Origin of the sequence: Methylobacterium sp. 17Sr1-1 (genome assembly GCF_003173775.1) — a bacterium.
Taxonomy (GTDB): Bacteria; Pseudomonadota; Alphaproteobacteria; order Rhizobiales; family Beijerinckiaceae; genus Methylobacterium.
This window is the reverse complement of record NZ_CP029552.1, coordinates 3070571-3086997: the sequence shown is the minus strand read 5'-3', so window position 1 is coordinate 3086997 and position 16427 is coordinate 3070571. Positions and strand designations below refer to the sequence as shown.

Sequence of the window (16427 nt, the reverse complement as noted above, 5' to 3'; positions counted from 1 at the left end):
AGCGACAGATAGCCCGCCTCAGGAGAGACCTCGAGGCCGAACCGAGCAGGCACGGCGCACTGCCCTCGGCTAAGTGTCTCTCACAAAACTCCCGATCGCCGTTGTCGCTGGCTGTGGCGGCGTCAGCATCGAATAGCCCCCGGGACAGGGTCCCGGAGGCTATTCGTCATCTCACGCCTTCTCGAGCACGTAGGTCCCCGGCGCCGCGCCGAGCGACGGCAGCACTCCGCCGCCGGGCTGGCGCGCCGGCACCCGCTCGGAATTCTGGTACTCGAGCCATGAGAACCAGTACGGCCACCACGAGCCGGGATGCTCGGTGGCGGAGGCGATCCAGTCCTGGAGCGAGCCGTGGGCGGGACCGCCGGTCCAGTACCCGTATTTGGGCTTGGCCGGCGGGTTGACGACGCCGGCGATGTGGCCCGACCCCGCCAAGACGTAGTCGACGGAGCCGCCGAAGGCGCGGCAGCCCTCGAAGACCGAGAGGGCCGGGGCGATGTGGTCCTCTCGCGTCGCCAGGTTGAAGACCGGGACCGTCACCTTGCCGAGGTCGAGGCGCACGTTGCCGATCATCATCTCGCCGCGCGACAGCTTGTTGTCGAGGTAGCAGTTGCGCAGGTAGAACGAGTGGTTGGCGGCCGGCATCCGGGTCGCGTCGGAGTTCCAGTACAAGAGGTCGAAGGGCAGCGGCGCCTTGCCCTTCAGGTAGTTGTTGACGACGTAGGGCCAGATCAGGTCGTTCGGCCGCAGCATGTTGAAGGCGTTGGCCATCTTGGCGCCTTCGAGGTAGCCGCGGCTCTGCATGCCGGATTCGATCGAGCGGATCTGCGCCTCGTCGACGAAGACCTTCAGGTCGCCGGCATGGGTGAAGTCGACCTGGGTGGTCAGGAAGGTGGCGCTGGCGATACGGTCGTCGCCGACCGCCGCCATGTAGGCCAGGCTCACGGCGAGCAGCGTGCCGCCGACGCAGTAGCCCACCGCCGAGACCTGGCGCTCGCCGGTCGCCCGCTCGATCGCCTCCAGTGCCGCGAAGATGCCCTCGCGCATGTAGCTCTCGAAATCCTTGCTGGCGTGGCGCGCGTCCGGATTGACCCAGGAGATCACGAACACCGTCAGGCCCTGGCTCACCGCCCAGCCGATGTAGCTCTTGTCCTTGTTCAGATCGAGGATGTAGAACTTGTTGATCCACGGCGGCACGATCAGCAGCGGGCGCTTCAGCACCGTGTCGGTCTGCGGGGCGTACTGGATCAGCTCGATCAGGTCGTTGCGGAACACCACCTCGCCCGGGGTGTTCGCCATGTTGACGCCGACCTTGAACTGGCCCGGATCGGTCTGGCGCACGCGCAACTCGCCGCCGCCGGCCTCGACGTCCTCGGCCAGCATCTTCATGCCGCGCACGAGGTTGGCGCCGTTCTCGCGAAACGTCTCGCGGATCAGCTCCGGGTTGGTGGCGAGGAAGTTCGACGGCGACATCGCGCCGGAGATCTGCCGGACGTAGAACTGCGCCTTGGCCCGGGTATGCGGATCGAGCCCCTCGGCCTCGTCGACCAGGATCTCGGCCCAGCGGGTGGTGATCAGGTAGCCCTGCTTCAGGAAGTCGAAGACCGGGTTCGTCGTCCATTCGGGCGCGGCGAAGCGCTTGTCCTTGGGATCGGGCAGGGCGACGGGGGTGACCGTCGTCTCGCCCTGCATCCGCTGCAGCGTCGAGCCCCACAGGGCCAGGAACTGACCGCCGATCAGCGACTGGGCCTCCAGCGCCTTCTGCGGATCGGTGAACCACTTCTCGGCCACGGTGCCGAGCGTGCGCACCACCTCGGTCACCGATTCGGCGAGCGCCGTGTTCGGCTTGCCCTCCTCGAGGGGCTTGGCGTAGGCGGCGAGCGCCCGGCTGAACTGCTCGGTCATCAGGCCCGCATTGCGCGACAGGGCCTCCACATCCGCAACCGGCGCCGTACTCCTCTCAGACGTCACGCGCGTTCTCCTCCCTCATGTCGACGGTCCGCCGCAGCAAGCCGCCTTTCCGACAAAATATCGTCGCAAACCGCCGGTTCCGCCAGATGACCGGACCGGGTTTCCGCACTGCCACGGTGCCCTCGCGCAAGGTTTCCCAAACGTCATGCCCGCGTTTCCTGCTCTTTCGCCCGTCGCCGCCCGCACCGCAATCCTCTTGACCTGCCTCTCCGCCGGCGGCTGCGTCCTCGACGGGGCCGGCATCCGCGACGCCGCGAAATCCGCCGGGTTCGGCCCCAAGGAGGTCGCGGCGCCGGACTTCGTGAAGGAGACCCGCCGCGGGGGCGGCGAGTTCCTGCCGGTCGGCGTCTCGGCCCCCCCTCGCGAAACCCGCGCCAAGTCGGCCGCCGGGGTGAAGCAGCTCGAGGCCGAGCTCGATGCCAGCCGCCAGCGCAACGAGGCGAAGGGCCGCGACGCCGCCAAGGTCGGCGGCGCCGTCAAGCCGCCGGCTCCACCGAAAGTCCCGCCGGCCGAGTGACGCGACGCCCCGTCCTCGAACTTCCTCTTCCCCCAAAACCCCTCTAGACAGCGTGTGTGACACGCGCGTCGCAGCGGCGGCGCCGATCCAGGACCCGGCCATGACCGATTTTCATCGCATCAAGCGACTGCCCCCCTACGTCTTCGAGCAGGTCAACCGGATCAAGGCCGCCGCCCGCGCCAACGGCGCCGACATCATCGATCTCGGCATGGGCAACCCGGACCTCGAGGCGCCCCGCCACGTGATCGAGAAGCTGGTGGAGACCGCCGGCAAGCCGCGCACCGACCGCTACTCGGCCTCGAAGGGCATCGCGGGCCTGCGCCGCGCCCAGGCGCACTACTACCAGCGCCGCTTCGGCGTCTCACTCAACCCCGACACCCAGGTCGTGGCGACGCTGGGCTCGAAGGAGGGCTTCGCCAACATGGCGCAGGCCATCACCGCGCCCGGCGACGTGGTGCTGGTGCCCAATCCCAGCTACCCGATTCACGCCTTCGGCTTCCTGATGGCGGGCGGCGTGATCCGCTCGGTCCCGGCCGAGCCGACCCCGGCCTTCTTCCCGGCGGCCGAGCGGGCGATGCAGCACTCGATCCCCAAGCCCGTCGCGCTCGTCGTCTGCTACCCGTCGAACCCGACGGCCTACGTCGCCTCGCTCGATTTCTACCGCGACCTCGTCGCCTTCGCGAAGAAGCACGAGCTGATCCTGCTCTCCGACCTCGCCTATGCGGAGGTCTATTTCGACGACGACAACCCGCCGCCGTCCGTGCTCCAGGTGCCGGGTGCGATCGACGTCGCGGTCGAGTTCACCTCCCTGTCCAAGACCTTCTCGATGGCGGGCTGGCGGATGGGCTTCGCGGTCGGCAACGAGCGGCTGCTCGCGGCCCTGACCCGGGTGAAGTCCTACCTCGATTACGGCGCCTTCACGCCGATCCAGGTCGCCGCCACCGCGGCGCTCAACGGCCCGGAGGATTGCATCCACGAGATGCGCGCCACCTATCGCCGCCGCCGCGACGCGATGGTCGACGCGTTCCAGAAGACCGGCTGGGACATCCCGGTGCCGTCGGCCTCGATGTTCGCCTGGGTGCCGATCCCGGAGCGTTTCCGGAGCCTCGGCAGCCTCGAATTCTCGAAGCTGCTGGTCGAGAAGGCCGACGTCGCGGTGGCGCCGGGCATCGGCTTCGGCGAGCACGGCGACGATTACGTGCGCATCGCACTGGTCGAGAACGAGCAGCGCATCCGCCAGGCCGCCCGCAACATCCGCCGCTTCTTCGACAACGCCGACCGCACGCTGCACAACGTCGTGCCGATGCAGAAGGTCGGCTGAGCTTTCCCATGAACGCGCCCTGCCATCGACGATGTCGGTGGCAGGGCGTCCGGCGCATCAGCGCCGGCGCCCGGTCGGGCTTGCCCAGCGATGACGAACGGATCCGCTCGCCATCGCCGGGGTATTTCTTGTGGCCGGGGGGCGACAGGAGCGGCGCAAACGCGTCCCCGGTCGCCCCCCGGTCCGGCTCCGGCTTGATCCGGGGCCGTCGCGGCGTCAGGGTGCGGCCAAGGTTTGGTTTCACCTTAGGGTCTCCGATGCGTCGCTCGCTGAAGCTCGTCGTTCTCGCCGCCGCGGCCGCCCTGCCGGCCGCCTGCGCGCCGAACCCGATCATCGCCCGCGACCCCGTCCCGGCCCCGAGCCCCGACATCGCCTATCGCTGCTCCTCGACCCCCGCGCTCCTCAACGGCTACTGGGCCGATTGCGAGCGGGTGCGGCGCGAGCGCGAGGTCGTGGTCCGCACCAAGGGCTGATCGGCGGGGCCGAGTCGGGCCCCGACCCAGGACAGCACGCCGCGCCCCGGAACCGGGCGCCGCTCCCCGCGCGTTGACCGGCATCCGTCACCGGAGGATGCCCCGCGTGGTCCGTCATCGTCTCCTGCCGCTCGCCGCCCTGGCCTGCCTCGCGAACCCCGTCGCGTCCGGCCCGGCCCTGGCGCAGTCGCCGCTCGCGGTGCGGGTGCGCCCGCCGGCCGTCGAGCCGGACATCTACAATCGCGTCGCAGCCAGCGGTCCCGCCGTCCTGCAGGTCTCGCCCGACCTGGTCGCCGGCCCGCTGCCGGTCGGCCGCACCGGCCTTGTGGCGATCCGCGCCGTGCCGGTCGCCGCCGTCACCAATGGCGGCGCCTTCGGGCCGACCGGGTTCGGCTACTACAATGACAGCGTGAGCGAGGGCCCGCTCAACCGCCCGCACCGCATGGCCGAGTACGTCCTCGGCAGCCGGGCCTACTGACCGTCACATTCGGAAAGGACACGTCCATGCGCGCACGCTTCCTCGCGGCGGGTCTCCTCGCCGGCTTCGCCACCCTCGCCGCAGCCCTGCCGGCCGCCGCCCAGAGCGTCGGCTACGTCACCGGCTTCCCGGGCCGGGACCCGGCCGGCGACGACGAGATCGGCTGGGGCCCGGCCTACCGGCCCGAGACCAGCTTCTCGCAGCCCGGCACCCCGCCGACCCCCGGCGACTTCGCCGGTGCGGCCTACCGCGCGCGGACCGGGCACGGTCCCTACGACGCGGTCCAGGCCCCGATGCGGCCGGTCCGCGGCTACCAGTACGGAGCGCCGGGCGACGGCTACGCGCCGGCGGGCTATTACGGCGAGCCCGGCGCCGCGCCGCGGGCGCGGGCCGTGCGGGTGAAGCACCGGCATCACGCCAGGGCGAAGATGCATCGGACGTCTCGGCAGGTGATGCGCTGAGGCCGTGCGAGAATTCGCGCGACGTTCTTTCCACATACAGGGTCATGCCGGGGCCGCGTAGCGGAGCCCGGAATCCAGAAACTCAGGTGGTGCAGAACCAAGCCGAGCGCCCCAGCCCTCTACCCGAGGCCTCGGCGTTTCTGGATCCCGGGCTCTCGCCTGCGGCGAGCCCCGGGATGACCCTGTGAGTTCGGATCGTCAGTTCGACATCGGTCGACCGATTCCCGAGCGGGCGCCCCTCACGCGAACCCCTCCAGCACGATCTTCCCCTTCGCCCGCCCGCTCTCGAGGAGCGCGTGCGCCCGGCGCAGGTTCGCGGCGTTGATCGGCCCGAAATGGTCGGCGAGGGTGGTGCGCAGCTTCCCCGCCTCGACGAGCCGTGCCACCTCGTCCAGCAGCTCGCCCTGCGCCGCGATGTCGACGGTGCCGAACATCGGCCGGGTGAACATGAACTCCCAGTGCAGCGACAGGCTCTTGCGCTTGAGGAGCGACACGTCGAGCGTCGCCGGATCGTCGATCAGCGCGAGCCGCCCCTGTGGCGCCATCAGCTCGACGAGGGCCGGCAGGTGCGTATCGGTGTGGGTGGTCGAGAAGACGAGGCCCGGGGCGCCGAGGCCGAGATCCGCAACCTGTTGCGCCAGCGCCGCCCCGTGATCGACGACGTGATGGGCGCCGAGCTCCCGGCTCCAGGCCTGCGTCTCCGGCCGCGAGGCGGTGGTGATGACGGTGAGGTCGGTGAGCTGGCGCGCGAGCTGCGTCGCGATCGAGCCGACGCCGCCGGCCCCGCCGACGATCAGCACCGCCTTCGCCGCGCCCGGCACGGGCTTGCGCAGGTCGAGCCGGTCGAACAGCGTCTCCCAGGCGGTGATCGCCGTGAGCGGCAGCGCCGCGGCCTCGGCGAAGGAGAGCGAGGCGGGCTTGTGGCCGACGATGCGCTCGTCGACGAGGTGGAACTCGGCATTGGTGCCGGGGCGCTCCAGGGCGCCGGCATAGAAGACTTCGTCACCGGGCCGGAACCGCGTCGCCTCGGGGCCGGCGGCGACGACGATGCCGGCGGCATCCCAGCCCAGCACCTTCCAGCCGCCGGCCTCCGGCGCGGCGCGGCGGCGCACCTTGGTGTCGACCGGGTTCACCGACACCGCCCGGACCTCGACCAGGAGGTCGCGGCCCGTGGGCTCGGGCCGGGGCAGGGTGATGTCCTGGAGGGCGGCTTCGTCCTCGATCGGCAGGGAGGTCTGGTAACCGACGGCGCGCATGGGCGGGCTCCTTGATGACGACACCGGAAATGACCGCTACCCTCGAACCGCGCAAGAACGCACATGAAGCGCCCATAGTGTCGAAAAGGATACCGTGATGGCCCGCACCCGGCACCGCAGCCTGGATTGCAGCCCGGGCTGCGCCGTCGAGGCGACGCTGCAGCTGATCGACGGCAAGTGGAAGGGCGTGATCCTCTACCATCTGCTGGCGGAGGCGCCGGCGCCGGAGGAGTCGCTCCGGTTCAACGCCTTGCGCCGCCGGATGCCGAACGTGACCCAGCGCATGCTGACCAACCAGCTGCGCGAGCTGGAGGCGGACGGGTTCATCCACCGCACGGTCTATGCCGAGGTGCCGCCGCGGGTGGAGTATCGCCTGACCGAGCGCGGCCGCAGCCTCGAACCGGTGATCCGGGCGCTCAAGGCCTGGGGCGACGCGCATGCGGCGCCGGCCGTCGTCTCGACGGCGGACGCCGCCTGACCCGTCAGCGCGACAGGCTGCGGAAGGTGCAGACCCGGCCGCGATCCTCGTAGCCCGCCGGACACTGCGCCACGCAGGCGCCGGCGGCGAACTTGAGGGGAGGGCGGCAGTAATACTCGTCCTGCTGCGCCCGGACCGGCGGTGGCCGCAAGAGGCTCGCCAGGATCGTCACGGCGGCGGTCAGGATGATCCCGAGGGCGACGAGGCGCAGCACGGATCCGCACTCCTGCTGTGTGTGCACTGCACTGTATCATATGGAACAGGGCTAAGCACGAACAGTGCGGCGCCGGATTCGGGAATCCCGGGGGCGGGCCTGGGGATGACGCAGTGCGGCATCCTGGCTTCGCCCGCCTGCGCGCTTGACCCGCCCAAGCAGACGTGGCCCCACTCACCGACGCTTTTCCCGGCCACGCTGCCGGCCTCGCCCTCGAAGCACGGACCCCGCATCTCGCGCAGGGAAAGGACAGGATTGCAGACGATGGCGGAGCTCAGCCGTCCGGATCTCGATTACCGCCTGAAGCAGCAGAAGATCCTGTCCGAGTTCGGCGTCGAGGCCCTGCGCGCCGACGATCTCGGCCGGCTCCTGCAGCGCGCGACCGAGCTCTGCGCCGAGGGGATGTCGGCGCAGTTCTGCAAGGCGCTGGAATACAAGCCGGGCCAGGACACCCTGCTCGTCATCGCGGGCGTCGGCTGGGGGCCGAACGTCGTCGGCCACGCCCTCGTCGGCGCCGACCTCGCCTCGCCGGCGGGCTACGCCCTCAAGACCGGGCAGCCGGTGATCTCCAACCACCTCGAGAACGAGCGCCGCTTCCGCACCCCGCAATTGATGGCCGATCACGGCGTGCGCCGGGCGCTGAACGTGCTGATCCGCAACCGCGAGGGCGATTTCGGCGTGCTGGAGGTCGACGACACCCGCGAGGGCCAGTTCGACGAGACCGACATCGCCTTCATGCAGGGCTTCGCCAACCTGCTCGGCGGCGCCATCGAGCGCCAGCGCAGCGAAGCCCGGCTCCAGGCCGCCCTCGACCGGCAGGAGCTGCTCACCCGCGAGATGAGCCACCGGGTCAAGAACAGCCTCGCCACCGTCGCGGGCCTGCTCTCGCTCCAGGCCCGCACCACCGAGAGCCAGCAGGCCCGCGACGCCCTGGCGGATGCCCGTTCGCGGGTCGAGGCGGTGGCGCAGGTCCACGACCAGCTCTGGCGCCAGCCCGACCTCGCGGCGGTCGAGCTGTCGGGCTTCCTCGGCTCCCTGTGCGAGAAGCTGCGCGAGAGCGCGCCCGGCCATGCCATCACCTGCACGGCCCCGGCCATGCCGATCCCGGCCGATCTCGCGATCCCGCTCGGCCTGTTCGTCAACGAACTCGTCACCAACGCGGTCAAGTACGCCTATCCGGGCGCGCACGGCCCGGTGCGGGTCGAGGCGGTGCCGGCGGGCGAGGGCAAGGTCCGCCTCAGCGTCTCCGATGACGGCGTCGGCCTGCCCGAGGGGTTCGACACGGCTGCGGCGCGCCGCAGCCTCGGCATGCGGGTGATCCACGGGCTCGCCCGCCAGCTCGGCGGCGACCTCGCGGTGTCGGGCACGAAGGGGGCGTGCTTCGCCCTGACGCTGGACCTCGCCGCACCGTAGCCGCGTCCTCACGGATTTTCCGGGGCCGTCCCGTCGAGCCGCTTCCCACGGCGGCGCGTCTTGCACCAGAGCATTTTCCGACGAAGCGGATGCCGGTACGTCGCAGAAAATGCGGCAAAGCCATGAATCGAGAGCGGTGTCCGATTGCAACGCGATCGGGCACTGCACTAGGCTCCGGCAGCGCTGCCGTTGACGCGGCGCGACGGGGACGGAGCACCGGCCCCGAACCGAACAAGCCCGGGCACCAGACCCGGGCGGATCGTCAAGGGCAGGAAACGATGGGCGAGTTCTCTCGCGGCGGGCCGACCCGCCGCCGCATCCTGGCATCCGGCGCCGCCGCGGCCGGCCTCGGTCTGGTCGGTGCCCGCCCGGCCTTCGCGGCCGTGGACTGGAAGCGCCACGCCGGCACCACCCTCGAGGTCAACCTGATCAAGGGGCCGCGGGGCGACCTGCTCCAGCGCCACGCCGCCGAGTTCACGGCGCTGACCGGGATCAAGGTCAATTCCGAGGTGATCCCCGAGCAGCAGCAGCGCCAGAAGATCGTCATCGAGCTGACCTCCGGCCGGCCGAGCTTCGACGTGGTGCACCTGAGCTACCACGTGCAGAAGCGCCAGTTCGACAAGGCGGGCTGGCTCGCCGACCTGTCGGGCTACCTCAAGGATCCGAACCTGACCGATCCGGCCCTGCGCGAGGCGGATTTCAGTGCGGCTGGCCTGCAATACGCCAAGACGCCGAAGGGCGAGATGCGCTCGCTGCCGATGTCGGTCGACTACTTCATCCTGTACTGGAACAAGGAGCTTTTTCAGAAGAAGAACGTCGCCTACCCTGAGACCTTCGACGACATGATGCGGGCGGCCGAGACGCTGACCGACCCGAAGGCCGGCACCTACGGCTTCGTCGGCCGGGGCCTTCGCAACGCCAACATGGCGCTCTGGGGCGCGTTCTTCCTGGCCTATGGCGGCCGCTTCCTCGACGACAAGGGCAACCTGCTGATCGACGGCCCCGAGGCGGTCGAGGCGACGAAGCTCTACCAGCGCCTGCTGACCAAGACCGCGCCGCCCGGCGTCGTCGGCTTCAACTGGATGGAGTCGATGGCGGCGTTCACGCAAGGGAGGGCGGCGATGTGGCTCGACGGCGTCGGCTGGGCGCCGCCGCTCGAGGATCCCAACGCCTCGCGCGTCGTCGGCAAGGTCGGCTACGCGGTCGTGCCGAAGGGCCCGAAGGACCACGCCTCGGCCACCTACGGCGACGGCATCGGCGTGACGGCGGCGAGCACCAAGAAGGAGGCCGGCTACCTCTACTGCCAGTGGGCCATCTCGAAGATCATGGGCGGGCGCCTGCTCCAGGCCGGCGGCGGCGTGCCGTTCCGCGATTCGATCCTCAGCGACGCCGAGGTGCAGCAGGGCGTGAAGATGCCGCGCGAGTGGCTCGATTCGGTGATCGGCTCGTCGAAGATCAGCAAGCTCGGCCTGCCGGTCGTGGTGCCGGTGGCGGAGTTCCGCGACATCGTCGGCTCCGCCGTCACCGCCACCCTGTCGGGGGCCGACCCGGCGACCGAGCTGAAGAAGGCGGCCGAGCAGTACCGGCCGATCCTCGAGCGCAGCGAGAAGGCTTGATGGCCCGGGCCGGCCTCGCGCCCTCGTCCGTCGCGCCGGCGTCCGACGCGGCGCCGGCGGCCCGCTGGCGCCCGCCGGGCTACTGGCCCTTCGTGGTGCCGGCGCTCGTCGTCGTCGTCGGGGTGATCGTCTTCCCCTGGGCCTTCACCCTGTGGATGAGCCTGCACGAGTGGAAGGTCGGGGCGGACCCGGCCTTCGTCGGCCTGTCGAACTACGCGCGGTTGCCCACCGATCCGCGCTTCCTCGACGCGGTGTGGCAGACGCTCGTCTACACCGCGCTCTCGGTGGTGCTGCCCTTGATCCTCGGTACGCTCGCGGCCTGCGTGTTCCACGCGAGGTTCCCCTTGCGCGGCTTCCTGCGCGGCGTGTTCATCCTGCCGATGATGGCGACGCCCGTCGCCATCGCGCTCGTCTGGACCATGATGTTCCACCCCCAGCTCGGGGTGCTGAACTATCTCCTGTCCCTCGTCGGCATCCCGCCCCAGCTCTGGGTGTTCCATCCCGCGACCGTGATCCCGTCGCTGGTGCTGGTCGAGACCTGGCAGTGGACGCCGCTCGTGATGCTGATCGTGCTCGGCGGCCTCGCGGCGCTGCCGACCGAGCCCTACGAGAGCGCGCAGATCGACGGTGCCTCGCTCTGGCAGGTGTTTCGCCACATCACCCTGCCGCTGGTGGCGCCGTTCCTGTTCGTCGCCGCGATGATCCGGATGATCGACGCGGTGAAGAGCTTCGACATCATCTTCGCCATTACCCAGGGCGGGCCCGGGACGGCGTCGGAGACGATCAACATCTACCTCTACAGCGTCGCCTTCGCCTATTACGACGTGGGGTATGGGTCGGCGATCGCCGTGGTGTTCTTCCTCCTCATCATCGCGCTCGCCGCCGCTCTCCTGGTCGTCCGCAAGCGTACGCAGGGAGCCGTCGCGTGAACTGGCGCTGGCTCCTCAAGCAGGCCGCCCTGCTCTTTGCCGTCCTGGTGATCGTCTCGCCGGTGATCCTGTTCTTCGTCTGGATGCTGTCGCTCTCGGTCAAGTACGAGATCGACAACGCCGCCTATCCGCCGATCCTGATCCCCGAGCGCTTCGCCTGGAAGAACTACCTCGACGTGCTCGAGTCGAACCGGTTCTCGACCTACTTCCTCAACAGCCTGCTCGTCACCGGCACCGCCACGGGGCTCGCCCTCCTCGTCGGGGTGCCGGCCGGCTACGGCATCGCCCGGATGAAGGCCGCCAAGGCGGCGGTGGTGATCCTGGTCGCCCGCATCACGCCCGGCCTGTCCTACCTGATCCCGCTCTTCCTGCTGTTCCAGTGGCTCGGGCTCCTCGGCACCCTGTGGCCGCAGATCATCATCCACCTCGTCGTCACGGTGCCGATCGTGATCTGGATCATGATCGGCTACTTCGAGACCACGCCGCTGGAGCTGGAGGAGGCGGCCACCATCGACGGGGCGAGCCGCTGGCAGGTCTTCCGCTACGTCGCGCTGCCGATCGCCAAGCCCGGCATCGCGGTGGCGATGATCCTGGCGGTGATCTTCTCCTGGAACAACTTCGTCTTCGGCATCGTGCTCGCCGGGCGCGAGACCCGCACCCTGCCGGTCGCGGTCTACAACATGATCTCGTTCGACCAGCTGAGCTGGGGGCCGCTCGCCGCCGCGGCGCTGATCGTGACGCTGCCGGTCCTGGTGCTGACGGTGTTCGCCCAGCGCCAGATCGTGGCGGGCCTGACGGCGGGGGCGGTGAAGGGGGGGTGATACGGCTTCCCGCCTGCTCCCTCGAACAAAGATGAGGCGCCTCTCCCCTCTCCCGTGTGGGAGAGGGGCCGGGGGTGAGGGTGCTACGGTGCCGCGTGAAGCGCTCAGCGTTCCGCTGCCAGCACCACGCTCAGTAGCTAATCCTTAAACGTGTCACCCTCGCGCGATCTTCGATCGCCCCTACCCCTCTCCCACACGGGAGAGGGGATCCCGCGCTTTACTGAAGTATTGGTGCAGATCAGGCGGGCAGGTTAGGATCTCTCAACCTCAGGATGGCGGGTCGGGGGGCGAGATACGGACATTCTCAAGGATCCCGATCCGCCCCAACAACCCTCAATGGTACGGATCCGCCGCGTCCCGCAGCCCATCCCCGAGGAAGTTGAAGGCCAGCACCACGATCACCACCGGCAGGATCGGCGCCAGCAGCCACGGATGCAGCTGCACCGCCGCGAGGTTCTGCGCCTCGTTCAGGAGCACGCCCCAGCTCGTCACCGGCGGCCGCAATCCCAAGCCTAGGAACGACAGGGCCGTCTCGCCGAGGATCATCGAGGGGATCGACAGGGTCGCCGAGGCGATCAGGTGGCTCATGAAGTTCGGGATCAGGTGCCGGGCGATGATCCGGGTCTTCGAGGCACCCATCAGCTCGGCGGCGCGGACGTAATCCTCCTCGCGGAGCGCCAGCAGCTTCGAGCGCACGGCGCGGGCGAGGCCGGGCCAGTCGAGCAGCCCGAGGATCAGCGTGATGCCGAAGAAGACCAGGATCGGGCTCCAGTTCGGCGGCAAAGCCGCCGAGAGGGCGAGCCAGAGCGGCAATTCGGGCAGGGAGCGCAGGATCTCGATCATGCGCTGAATGACGTTGTCGACCCAGCCGCCGAGATAGCCGGCGAGCCCGCCGAAGAAGAGCCCGAGCGCGAAGGACACCGCGATGCCGACGAGGCCGACGGTGAGCGAGATCCGGGTGCCGGTGATGATCCGCGAGAGCAGGTCGCGCCCGAGCCGGTCGGTGCCGAGCAGGAACATCGTCCCGTCCTTCGGCGGGCAGACCAGGTGCCAGTTGGTGTCGACGAGGCCCCAGAACGAGTAACCCTCGTCGCGGCAGAAGAAGCGCAAGTGTTGCACCTTCGTTCGGTCCACCGTGTAGTCGCGGTGGAAGGTCTCGATGTTGAAGGTGAAGTGGTAGGGATGGGTGTAGGGGCCGACGAATCGCCCCTCGTGGAACAGGTGGATCGATTGCGGCGGCGCGTAGAGGTAATCGCCGTGGCGCTTGGCCGGGTTGTAGGGCGCGATCACCTCGACGAAGGGGATCAGCGCGTAGAAGACGATCAGGATCAGCCCCGCCGCCACCGCGACCCGGTGCTTGCGGAACTTCCACCAGGTCAGACGCCAGGACGAGGCGCGGTCGACAGCGCTGCTCTCCGCCCCCACCGGCTCGGTACGGCCGGGATCGAAGGGGGCGGTGTCGACGAAGTGGCTGGGTCGGTCGCGCAACTCGAGACTCATCGACCGTCCCCTCCGAGGCGGATGCGCGGATCGAGCCAGGCGAGCAGCAGGTCGGAGATCAGCATGCCGATCACCGTGAGCATCGCCACGAACATCAGGATGAAGCCGGCCAGGAACTGGTCCTGGCTCTTCAGCGCGGCGAGCAGGATCGGCCCGACGGTCGGCAGGCTCAGCACCAGCGACACCAGCACCGAGCCCGAGATGAGATGGGGCAGGAGGTTGCCGATATCGGCGATGAACGGGTTGAGCGACATCCGGAACGGGTACTTCAGGAGCGCCCGGGTCGGCGGCAGGCCCTTGGCGCGGGCGGTGACGACGTATTGCTTGCCGAGTTCGTCGAGCAGGTTGGCGCGCATCCGCCGGATCATCGCCGCGGTGCCGCCCAACCCGATCACCAGCGTCGGGACGACGAGGTGGGCGAGCAGCGAGCGGATCTTGTCCCAAGTCCAGGGCAGGCCCGAATAGGCGCTGTCGTAGAGCCCGCCGATCGACACTTCGAACCAGCGGTTGGCGTAGAACAGCATCACCAGCGCCAGCAGGAAGGACGGGGTGGCCAGCCCGATATAGCCGATGAAGGTCGCGACGTAGTCGCCGATCGAGTATTGCCGCGTCGCCGAGTAGATCGCGATCGGGATCGACACCAGGTGGACGAAGATCACCACCGCCAGGTTGACGACGAGGGTCAGCCACAGCGCGTCGCCGACCACCTCGCGCACCGGGCGGTCATACTCGAACGACCAGCCCCAATTGCCCTGGATCAGGCCGTTGAAGGCGCCTTCCGGGTTGGGCCAGAGCCCGATCCAGCGCAGGTACTGCTCCCAGACCGGCCGGTCGAGGCCGTATTGCTGCATCAGGAACTGCGCCTTGGCGACCGACGCCGCCTCGCCCTGCGAGCGCAATTCGGCGATCTGGTTGGTCAAAAAGTCGCCCGGCGGCAGCTTGATGATGACGAAGACGAGGGCGGAGATGATGAGCAGCGTGACCGCCATGGTCAGGAGGCGGCGGGCGAGGTAGCGGATCACCGCGACGCCTCCTTCGGGTTCGGGCCCCAGTAGAACTGGTCCATCCGGTAGACCCCGATCAGGGCCGTCGGCTTCCAGCTATAGGTCTGCTTGTCCGGCACGTTGAGGAGCCGGGTCTTGGCGACCACCGGCTGCAGCGCCCCCGAGACGGTGCCGATCACCCACTGGTTCTCGGCCCGGTTCTTCAGCATCTCGGCCCAGATCGTCGCCTGCTCGGCATTGTCGGCGGTCGCCATCCAGCGGGCGTTGAGGTCGATCAGGACCTTCGCCTCGGGGATGTCGCAGGCCTCGCCCTCCTTGCCCCGCGTCTCGACGTACTGACCCCATTTCGGCCAGGCATAGGTGTCCTGGTGGACCGGCGCGAGCTCGTCGGGCGACATCTCGGCGGTCGGCATCGCGAGGTCGAGCCCTTGCGCCGCCACCATCACGGCGGCGCCCGAATAGGCGCGGTTGCGCAGGACCGTGCGGTCCTGCGGCTTGACGAACAGCTTGACGCCGACCTCGCGCCAGAATTCGGAGATCAGCGTCAGCCCGTCGGTGAGCATGCTGCTCTCGCCGTCGGTCTCGACCACGATCTCCAGTTCGCGCCCGTCCGGCAGGAGGCGGATGCCGGCGCCGTTGCGCTGGGTCAGCCCGACCTCGTCGAGGAGGCGGGAGGCTTCCCCGGGGTCGTAGCCGGCGTTGAGGGTGCGGTATTCGGGCTTGTAGAGCGGGCTCTTCTCGACGACCGTGTCGTTGCCCTCGGTGCCGAGGCCGAACAGCAGCGCGTTGTTGAGGGTGCGCCGGTCGATGGCGAGCGAGAGCGCGCGGCGGTAGCGCAGGTCGCGGTTGAGCTGGCGCCAGACCGGGTCGGTGACGGTCAGGTTCGGGTAGAGCGCCAGTTCCGAGCCGCGGGCGGTGGGCCAGAGATGGGTGCGGTAGCCCTTGGCGCGCTCGCCCTCGCGCAGGATCGGGATGTCCTCCATGTTGAGGCCGCGAAACAGCAGGTCGGCCTCGCCGGCATTGGCCTTGGCGGCGAGGAGCCCGCCGGCCGCCACATCCATGTTGACCTTGTCGATGTAGGGCAGTTGCTGTCCGTTGGTGTCGACCCGGTGGTAATAGGGGTTGCGCACGAAGACGAAGCGGGCCGCCGGCGCGGTGTTGGTGACGCGCCAGGGCTGGAGGGTCGGCAGGTCGGGGTTGGTCTGCTCGAACATCGCGTCGAGCCGGTTGTGGAGCGCCGCCCAGCCCTTGACCTTGGCCTGCTTCACCAGCGGCTCGATCTCGGCCTTCGACGCGTACTTGGCGTGGAATTTCTTCAGGTAATGCGCCGGCCGGTAGATGAAGGGATCGCGCGGCGAGGCCAGCTCCGGCAGGAAGCGCGGATTCGGCTTGTCCCAGGTGAAGCGGACGTGGAGCGGGTCGATCAGCTCGAAACGCGGCGGCTGCCCGTCGACCATCATGAATTCCGGCGGGCCGGAGGGGCTCAGCTCCTTGTTGAGGGCGACGTCCTCCCACCAGTAGCGGATGTCCTCCGCGGTGAAGGGCTGGCCGTCGGACCAGCGATGGCCCTCGCGCAGGGTGAAGGTGTAGACCTTGTCGCCGTCGTTCTCGAACTTTTCCAGGATGTCGGGCTGCAGCGCCAGCTTCTCGTCGTAGCCGACGAGGCGGGTGTAGGCGTAGGTCGAGATGTAGCGGATGTCCCGGGCCTTCGAGACCAGGGTGACGATGTCGCCGCCGGGCTTGCCGGTCTGGCGGCCTTGCGCGGCGAGGTCGACGACGAGGGGTTGCTTGGGGAGGCGGTCGGAGGTTTCCGCGGAGAAGGCGGGGGAGGCAAGGAGCGGGAACAGGACGGACAGAAGTGCGACGCGCCGCCAAACCTCCCCCCTCTGCGGGGGAGGGTGCCCCGCGGAGCGGGGCGGGAGAGGGGACGCCGTTTCCGGAGAGGTCGAGGCCGTCATGAAGGGAGCCCCCTGGATCA

Annotated in this window: 16 protein-coding genes; 10 read left to right on the top strand and 6 right to left on the bottom strand. The window is 69.3% G+C overall.

What is annotated here, in order from left to right; all coding sequences use genetic code 11:
• Positions 1-171: 171 nt before the first annotated feature.
• Complete coding sequence (gene phaC, locus DK412_RS13880; protein ID WP_204165609.1) at positions 172-1902, bottom strand: class I poly(R)-hydroxyalkanoic acid synthase; 1731 nt, start codon at positions 1900-1902, stop codon at positions 172-174.
• Between the two features lie 211 nt (positions 1903-2113).
• Between phaC and DK412_RS13875 the strand changes: the two genes are divergently transcribed.
• The 5 genes from DK412_RS13875 (at position 2114) to DK412_RS13855 (ending at position 5218) form a co-directional block, all read left to right on the top strand.
• A complete protein-coding gene (locus DK412_RS13875) occupies positions 2114-2485 on the top strand; it encodes a hypothetical protein (protein ID WP_109972419.1) in 372 nt (123 codons plus the stop codon).
• A 100-nt stretch (positions 2486-2585) separates the two neighbouring features.
• Positions 2586-3806: an LL-diaminopimelate aminotransferase gene (locus DK412_RS13870; protein WP_109972418.1), complete on the top strand. Its 1221-nt coding sequence runs from the start codon at positions 2586-2588 to the stop codon at positions 3804-3806.
• A gap of 257 nt (positions 3807-4063) precedes the next feature.
• Positions 4064-4279: a hypothetical protein gene (locus tag DK412_RS13865; RefSeq protein WP_109959700.1), complete on the top strand. Its 216-nt coding sequence runs from the start codon at positions 4064-4066 to the stop codon at positions 4277-4279.
• A gap of 106 nt (positions 4280-4385) precedes the next feature.
• On the top strand, positions 4386-4757 hold the full coding sequence (locus tag DK412_RS13860; protein ID WP_245447649.1) for a hypothetical protein: 372 nt from the start codon (positions 4386-4388) through the stop codon (positions 4755-4757).
• Positions 4758-4783: 26 nt separating this feature from the next.
• Positions 4784-5218: a hypothetical protein gene (locus tag DK412_RS13855; RefSeq protein ID WP_245447647.1), complete on the top strand. Its 435-nt coding sequence runs from the start codon at positions 4784-4786 to the stop codon at positions 5216-5218.
• A gap of 239 nt (positions 5219-5457) precedes the next feature.
• On the opposite strand, the gene DK412_RS13850 is transcribed toward DK412_RS13855, so the two are convergent.
• Positions 5458-6474: a zinc-binding alcohol dehydrogenase family protein gene (locus DK412_RS13850; RefSeq protein ID WP_109972416.1), complete on the bottom strand. Its 1017-nt coding sequence runs from the start codon at positions 6472-6474 to the stop codon at positions 5458-5460.
• A gap of 97 nt (positions 6475-6571) precedes the next feature.
• Between DK412_RS13850 and DK412_RS13845 the strand changes: the two genes are divergently transcribed.
• Positions 6572-6952, top strand: coding sequence for a helix-turn-helix domain-containing protein (locus DK412_RS13845; protein ID WP_109972415.1), 381 nt, complete (start codon positions 6572-6574; stop codon positions 6950-6952).
• Positions 6953-6956: 4 nt separating this feature from the next.
• Here DK412_RS13845 and DK412_RS13840 read toward each other — a convergent pair whose 3' ends face one another.
• Positions 6957-7166: a hypothetical protein gene (locus tag DK412_RS13840; protein ID WP_093568363.1), complete on the bottom strand. Its 210-nt coding sequence runs from the start codon at positions 7164-7166 to the stop codon at positions 6957-6959.
• A 264-nt stretch (positions 7167-7430) separates the two neighbouring features.
• On the opposite strand from DK412_RS13840, the gene DK412_RS13835 reads away from it, so the two are divergent.
• The 4 genes from DK412_RS13835 (at position 7431) to DK412_RS13820 (ending at position 11945) form a co-directional block, all read left to right on the top strand.
• Positions 7431-8579 (top strand): histidine kinase dimerization/phosphoacceptor domain -containing protein, encoded by a 1149-nt coding sequence (locus tag DK412_RS13835; protein ID WP_109972414.1) that lies wholly within the window; start codon positions 7431-7433, stop codon positions 8577-8579.
• 278 nt (positions 8580-8857) lie between these two features.
• Positions 8858-10195 carry a sugar ABC transporter substrate-binding protein gene (locus DK412_RS13830; RefSeq protein ID WP_109972413.1) on the top strand — a complete coding sequence of 446 codons (1338 nt, stop codon included), beginning with the start codon at positions 8858-8860 and terminating at the stop codon, positions 10193-10195.
• Positions 10195-11124 (top strand): sugar ABC transporter permease, encoded by a 930-nt coding sequence (locus DK412_RS13825; protein WP_109972412.1) that lies wholly within the window; start codon positions 10195-10197, stop codon positions 11122-11124. Before DK412_RS13830 ends, DK412_RS13825 begins: the two co-directional genes overlap by 1 nt.
• Positions 11121-11945, top strand: coding sequence for a carbohydrate ABC transporter permease (locus DK412_RS13820; protein ID WP_109972411.1), 825 nt, complete (start codon positions 11121-11123; stop codon positions 11943-11945). The genes DK412_RS13825 and DK412_RS13820 overlap by 4 nt, the downstream gene beginning before the upstream one ends.
• Positions 11946-12278: 333 nt before the next feature.
• On the opposite strand, the gene DK412_RS13815 is transcribed toward DK412_RS13820, so the two are convergent.
• Genes DK412_RS13815 through DK412_RS13805 form a run of 3 tightly spaced genes read right to left on the bottom strand, consistent with a single transcriptional unit; the run spans position 12279 to position 16407 of the window.
• Positions 12279-13445 carry an ABC transporter permease gene (locus DK412_RS13815; protein WP_109972410.1) on the bottom strand — a complete coding sequence of 389 codons (1167 nt, stop codon included), beginning with the start codon at positions 13443-13445 and terminating at the stop codon, positions 12279-12281.
• Complete coding sequence (locus tag DK412_RS13810; RefSeq protein WP_109972409.1) at positions 13442-14467, bottom strand: ABC transporter permease; 1026 nt, start codon at positions 14465-14467, stop codon at positions 13442-13444. The genes DK412_RS13815 and DK412_RS13810 overlap by 4 nt, the downstream gene beginning before the upstream one ends.
• Complete coding sequence (locus DK412_RS13805) at positions 14464-16407, bottom strand: ABC transporter substrate-binding protein (protein WP_109972408.1); 1944 nt, start codon at positions 16405-16407, stop codon at positions 14464-14466. The genes DK412_RS13810 and DK412_RS13805 overlap by 4 nt, the downstream gene beginning before the upstream one ends.
• Positions 16408-16427: the final 20 nt, after the last annotated feature.

Bases quoted from the DNA above. Each gene is read 5' to 3' on its own strand.
- phaC (WP_204165609.1), bottom strand. From the start codon at position 1,902: ATGACCGAGCAGTTCAGCCGGGCGCTCGCCGCCTACGCCAAGCCCCTC.
- DK412_RS13815 (WP_109972410.1), bottom strand. From the start codon at position 13,445: ATGAGTCTCGAGTTGCGCGACCGACCCAGCCACTTCGTCGACACCGCC.
- DK412_RS13855 (WP_245447647.1), top strand. From the start codon at position 4,784: ATGCGCGCACGCTTCCTCGCGGCGGGTCTCCTCGCCGGCTTCGCCACC.
- DK412_RS13830 (WP_109972413.1), top strand. From the start codon at position 8,858: ATGGGCGAGTTCTCTCGCGGCGGGCCGACCCGCCGCCGCATCCTGGCA.
- DK412_RS13825 (WP_109972412.1), top strand. From the start codon at position 10,195: ATGGCCCGGGCCGGCCTCGCGCCCTCGTCCGTCGCGCCGGCGTCCGAC.
- DK412_RS13870 (WP_109972418.1), top strand. From the start codon at position 2,586: ATGACCGATTTTCATCGCATCAAGCGACTGCCCCCCTACGTCTTCGAG.
- DK412_RS13850 (WP_109972416.1), bottom strand. From the start codon at position 6,474: ATGCGCGCCGTCGGTTACCAGACCTCCCTGCCGATCGAGGACGAAGCC.
- DK412_RS13865 (WP_109959700.1), top strand. From the start codon at position 4,064: ATGCGTCGCTCGCTGAAGCTCGTCGTTCTCGCCGCCGCGGCCGCCCTG.
- DK412_RS13805 (WP_109972408.1), bottom strand. From the start codon at position 16,407: ATGACGGCCTCGACCTCTCCGGAAACGGCGTCCCCTCTCCCGCCCCGC.
- DK412_RS13845 (WP_109972415.1), top strand. From the start codon at position 6,572: ATGGCCCGCACCCGGCACCGCAGCCTGGATTGCAGCCCGGGCTGCGCC.
- DK412_RS13875 (WP_109972419.1), top strand. From the start codon at position 2,114: ATGCCCGCGTTTCCTGCTCTTTCGCCCGTCGCCGCCCGCACCGCAATC.
- DK412_RS13835 (WP_109972414.1), top strand. From the start codon at position 7,431: ATGGCGGAGCTCAGCCGTCCGGATCTCGATTACCGCCTGAAGCAGCAG.